The organism is Streptomyces sp. SBT349, assembly GCF_001083795.1.
Lineage (GTDB): Bacteria > Actinomycetota > Actinomycetes > Streptomycetales > Streptomycetaceae > Streptomyces.
On sequence record NZ_LAVK01000460.1, the window covers coordinates 1 to 4,904 of the forward strand.

The 4,904-nt window shown below is 69.6% G+C and carries 4 protein-coding genes, 2 tRNA genes and 2 pseudogenes; 4 read left to right on the forward strand and 4 right to left on the reverse strand.

All coding sequences use genetic code 11. The annotated features are described in order from the left end of the window. Positions 1–107 precede the first annotated feature (107 nt). From ADY01_RS32755 to ADY01_RS32765, 4 genes and pseudogenes are all read left to right on the forward strand, one after another. Positions 108–194, forward strand: a tRNA-Ser gene (locus ADY01_RS32755). A gap of 135 nt (positions 195–329) precedes the next feature. Then, positions 330–494, forward strand: coding sequence for a hypothetical protein (locus ADY01_RS40070; RefSeq protein WP_199826367.1), 165 nt, complete (start codon positions 330–332; stop codon positions 492–494). Positions 495–616: 122 nt separating this feature from the next. After that, positions 617–1,399: an RNA polymerase sigma factor SigF gene (locus tag ADY01_RS32760; RefSeq protein ID WP_049580383.1), complete on the forward strand. Its 783-nt coding sequence runs from the start codon at positions 617–619 to the stop codon at positions 1,397–1,399. 210 nt (positions 1,400–1,609) lie between these two features. Beyond that, positions 1,610–2,404 (forward strand): annotated as a pseudogene (locus ADY01_RS32765) (RNA polymerase sigma factor SigF); the annotation flags it as partial. A 96-nt stretch (positions 2,405–2,500) separates the two neighbouring features. Here the strand turns inward: ADY01_RS32765 and ADY01_RS37675 are convergent. The 4 genes and pseudogenes from ADY01_RS37675 to ADY01_RS32775 all read right to left on the reverse strand — a co-directional run. Further along, positions 2,501–3,295: pseudogene (locus ADY01_RS37675) on the reverse strand (RNA polymerase sigma factor SigF); the annotation flags it as partial. A 210-nt stretch (positions 3,296–3,505) separates the two neighbouring features. Next, positions 3,506–4,288 carry an RNA polymerase sigma factor SigF gene (locus ADY01_RS32770; protein ID WP_049580383.1) on the reverse strand — a complete coding sequence of 261 codons (783 nt, stop codon included), beginning with the start codon at positions 4,286–4,288 and terminating at the stop codon, positions 3,506–3,508. Between the two features lie 122 nt (positions 4,289–4,410). Next, the gene (locus ADY01_RS40075) at positions 4,411–4,575 is read right to left on the reverse strand and encodes a hypothetical protein (RefSeq protein ID WP_199826367.1); all 165 of its coding nucleotides are present in this window, start codon (positions 4,573–4,575) and stop codon (positions 4,411–4,413) included. A gap of 135 nt (positions 4,576–4,710) precedes the next feature. Continuing rightward, a tRNA-Ser gene (locus ADY01_RS32775) sits at positions 4,711–4,797 on the reverse strand. Positions 4,798–4,904: the final 107 nt, after the last annotated feature.

Genomic DNA, 4,904 nt, shown 5'->3' on the forward strand with positions numbered 1-4,904 from the left:
GTCAGTTGTGTATAAGAGACGCCCCTGATCCCGGGCCCGCTTCACCGCCCCCCGTACCGCCGTTACCGGTTTCCGGCCGGGACCCGGCGTGGGATAGGCTCTCTCCCGGTAGCGTGTCCGAGCGGCCTAAGGAGCTCGCCTCGAAAGCGAGTGTGGGGGCAACTCCACCGAGGGTTCAAATCCCTCCGCTACCGCTCGGCACCACCGTGAAGGGGCCGGTCCTCCGTGGACCGGCCCCTTCGCCGTGTCCGGACCCGGCCGCGGCGCCCGTGGTTCAATGACGCGAACGGACCAGGACGGAGCAGGACGGACCGGGGAGGCGGTGGCCCATGACGGCGGCGCAGGCGCGGAAGGTCGCGCTCTACCTCCTCACCGTGCTCGTGCTCTGGGCGGTCATCAGCCACCCCGCCCGGTCCACCGAGTTCGTCGGACTCGGGTTCGAGGCCGTCTCCGGGGCCGTGGACGGGGTCGGAGACCTCCTCACGGGCCGCTGAACGACCCGCTGACCGGCCGTTGATCAACACGTAGTTGCCCGGTGCTTGCGCATAGTGGATATGTCTTGTGATGCTATGACTGCTTTTGCCCGGTGTGACGGCCGTGAAGGGGTGGTCGGCAGGTGGCGGCGACGCAGAGCCCGGGTACCCAGGCCCGCGCGCTCACGCAATCCCTGTTCGAACAGCTCGCCGGCTGCGAGACGGGGACCGCCGAGCACGCCCGGATCCGCGGCGCCCTGATCGAGGCGAACCTGCCCCTGGTCCGCTATGTGGCCGTCCGCTTCCGCGGCAGGAACGAGCCGATGGAGGACATCGTCCAGGTCGGCACCATCGGGCTCATCCACGCGATCGACCGCTTCGACTGCGAGCGCGGAGTGCAGTTCCCCACGTTCGCGATGCCCACGATCGTCGGCGAGATCCGCCGGTACTTCCGGGACAGCGTCCGCAGCGTCCACGTGCCGCGGCGGCTGCACGAGCTGTGGGCGCAGGTGCGCGTCGCGGCCGAGGAGCTGACGGTGGCGCGCGGGCGGCGGCCGACCACGGGCGAGATCGCCGAGCGGCTGCGGATCCCGGAGGAGGACGTGCTGGCCAGCCTCGACGCGGGCCGCGCCTACCGGGTCGCGTCGCTGGAGGCGGCGGACGACCGGGACGAGGGCGCGCCGGGGCTGATCGACCGCCTCGGCTACGAGGACCCGGAGCTGGCGGGCGTGGAGCACCGCGCGCTGGTGCGGCACCTGCTGGTCCAACTCCCGGAGCGGGAACGGCGGATCCTGCTGATGCGTTACTACCGGAACCTGACGCAGTCCCAGATCAGTGCCGAGCTGGGTGTTTCGCAGATGCACATCTCCCGGCTGCTGACCCGGAGCTTCTCCCGGCTGCGCTCCGCAAATCCGATCGACGCCTAAGGCGCACGAGGGACACGATCTCGGGAACTCCCCCACCAGCTCTGCCGTTTTATCGACATGAAGCTACGTCGCGTTGATGACATGTGACATTCTGTTGGAACCGCGTTTGCCGTGGCGGCGAGACCGGTATCCACGAGAGGGCGCCTTCTCGTCGGATGGCACATCCGTCAGCGCGCCGCCGCGACCCGTCCACGACCTCAAGGGGGTGGCATGTCCGTAGAACTGGGCAGCTCCAAGGTGCTCACCGCTAACGGCACGCCGCACGTTCCCGCGCCGCACGTACCCTCGTTGCCGCACGAAGCTCCCGCGGAGACCGACAACCTCGACACCCGCACCCTCTCCCGCTCGCTGTTCCAGCGGCTGGCCACGCTCGACGCGGACAGCCCCGAACGCGGGTACGTGCGGGACACCCTGATCGAGCTCAACCTGCCGTTGGTGCGCTACGCAGCCGCCCGGTTCCGCAGCCGGAACGAGCCGATGGAGGACATCGTCCAAGTCGGCACGATCGGTCTGATCAAGGCCATCGACCGCTTCGACTGCGAACGGGGCGTGGAGTTCCCCACGTTCGCGATGCCGACGGTGGTCGGCGAGATCAAGCGGTTCTTCCGCGACACCTCGTGGTCGGTGCGCGTCCCGCGCCGGCTCCAGGAGTTGAGGCTCGCGCTCACCAAGGCGAGCGACGAGTTGTCCCAGCGGCTCGACCGCTCCCCGACCGTTCCCGAGCTCGCCGTCTGTCTGGGCGTCTCCGAGGACGAGGTCGTCGACGGCCTCGCCGTGGGGAACGCGTACACGGCCAGCTCGCTGGACTCGCCCTCCCCCGAGGAGGACGGCGGCGAGGGCTCGCTCGCCGACCGCCTGGGGTACGAGGACAGCGCCCTGGAGGGCGTGGAGTACCGCGAGTCGCTCAAGCCGCTGCTCGCCCGGCTGCCCGCCCGCGAGCGCCGGATCATCATGCTCCGCTTCTTCGGGAACATGACGCAGTCCCAGATCGGCGAGGAGGTCGGCATCTCGCAGATGCACGTCTCCCGCCTGCTGACGCGTACGCTCGCGCAGCTGCGCGAGCGTACGCGTCAGCAGGCGGGAGACGTGCATCTGCGAGATGCCGACCTCCTCGCCGATCTGGGACTGCGTCATGTTCCCGAAGAAGCGGAGCATGATGATCCGGCGCTCGCGGGCGGGCAGCCGGGCGAGCAGCGGCTTGAGCGACTCGCGGTACTCCACGCCCTCCAGGGCGCTGTCCTCGTACCCCAGGCGGTCGGCGAGCGAGCCCTCGCCGCCGTCCTCCTCGGGGGAGGGCGAGTCCAGCGAGCTGGCCGTGTACGCGTTCCCCACGGCGAGGCCGTCGACGACCTCGTCCTCGGAGACGCCCAGACAGACGGCGAGCTCGGGAACGGTCGGGGAGCGGTCGAGCCGCTGGGACAACTCGTCGCTCGCCTTGGTGAGCGCGAGCCTCAACTCCTGGAGCCGGCGCGGGACGCGCACCGACCACGAGGTGTCGCGGAAGAACCGCTTGATCTCGCCGACCACCGTCGGCATCGCGAACGTGGGGAACTCCACGCCCCGTTCGCAGTCGAAGCGGTCGATGGCCTTGATCAGACCGATCGTGCCGACTTGGACGATGTCCTCCATCGGCTCGTTCCGGCTGCGGAACCGGGCGGCTGCGTAGCGCACCAACGGCAGGTTGAGCTCGATCAGGGTGTCCCGCACGTACCCGCGTTCGGGGCTGTCCGCGTCGAGCGTGGCCAGCCGCTGGAACAGCGAGCGGGAGAGGGTGCGGGTGTCGAGGTTGTCGGTCTCCGCGGGAGCTTCGTGCGGCAACGAGGGTACGTGCGGCGCGGGAACGTGCGGCGTGCCGTTAGCGGTGAGCACCTTGGAGCTGCCCAGTTCTACGGACATGCCACCCCCTTGAGGTCGTGGACGGGTCGCGGCGGCGCGCTGACGGATGTGCCATCCGACGAGAAGGCGCCCTCTCGTGGATACCGGTCTCGCCGCCACGGCAAACGCGGTTCCAACAGAATGTCACATGTCATCAACGCGACGTAGCTTCATGTCGATAAAACGGCAGAGCTGGTGGGGGAGTTCCCGAGATCGTGTCCCTCGTGCGCCTTAGGCGTCGATCGGATTTGCGGAGCGCAGCCGGGAGAAGCTCCGGGTCAGCAGCCGGGAGATGTGCATCTGCGAAACACCCAGCTCGGCACTGATCTGGGACTGCGTCAGGTTCCGGTAGTAACGCATCAGCAGGATCCGCCGTTCCCGCTCCGGGAGTTGGACCAGCAGGTGCCGCACCAGCGCGCGGTGCTCCACGCCCGCCAGCTCCGGGTCCTCGTAGCCGAGGCGGTCGATCAGCCCCGGCGCGCCCTCGTCCCGGTCGTCCGCCGCCTCCAGCGACGCGACCCGGTAGGCGCGGCCCGCGTCGAGGCTGGCCAGCACGTCCTCCTCCGGGATCCGCAGCCGCTCGGCGATCTCGCCCGTGGTCGGCCGCCGCCCGCGCGCCACCGTCAGCTCCTCGGCCGCGACGCGCACCTGCGCCCACAGCTCGTGCAGCCGCCGCGGCACGTGGACGCTGCGGACGCTGTCCCGGAAGTACCGGCGGATCTCGCCGACGATCGTGGGCATCGCGAACGTGGGGAACTGCACTCCGCGCTCGCAGTCGAAGCGGTCGATCGCGTGGATGAGCCCGATGGTGCCGACCTGGACGATGTCCTCCATCGGCTCGTTCCTGCCGCGGAAGCGGACGGCCACATAGCGGACCAGGGGCAGGTTCGCCTCGATCAGGGCGCCGCGGATCCGGGCGTGCTCGGCGGTCCCCGTCTCGCAGCCGGCGAGCTGTTCGAACAGGGATTGCGTGAGCGCGCGGGCCTGGGTACCCGGGCTCTGCGTCGCCGCCACCTGCCGACCACCCCTTCACGGCCGTCACACCGGGCAAAAGCAGTCATAGCATCACAAGACATATCCACTATGCGCAAGCACCGGGCAACTACGTGTTGATCAACGGCCGGTCAGCGGGTCGTTCAGCGGCCCGTGAGGAGGTCTCCGACCCCGTCCACGGCCCCGGAGACGGCCTCGAACCCGAGTCCGACGAACTCGGTGGACCGGGCGGGGTGGCTGATGACCGCCCAGAGCACGAGCACGGTGAGGAGGTAGAGCGCGACCTTCCGCGCCTGCGCCGCCGTCATGGGCCACCGCCTCCCCGGTCCGTCCTGCTCCGTCCTGGTCCGTTCGCGTCATTGAACCACGGGCGCCGCGGCCGGGTCCGGACACGGCGAAGGGGCCGGTCCACGGAGGACCGGCCCCTTCACGGTGGTGCCGAGCGGTAGCGGAGGGATTTGAACCCTCGGTGGAGTTGCCCCCACACTCGCTTTCGAGGCGAGCTCCTTAGGCCGCTCGGACACGCTACCGGGAGAGAGCCTATCCCACGCCGGGTCCCGGCCGGAAACCGGTAACGGCGGTACGGGGGGCGGTGGAACGGGCCCGGGACCAGGGCCGTCTCTTATACACAACTGAC

Coding starts and splice junctions, on each gene's coding strand:
- ADY01_RS40075 (WP_199826367.1), bottom strand. CDS start 4,575: ATGACGGCGGCGCAGGCGCGGAAGGTCGCGCTCTACCTCCTCACCGTG.
- ADY01_RS40070 (WP_199826367.1), top strand. CDS start 330: ATGACGGCGGCGCAGGCGCGGAAGGTCGCGCTCTACCTCCTCACCGTG.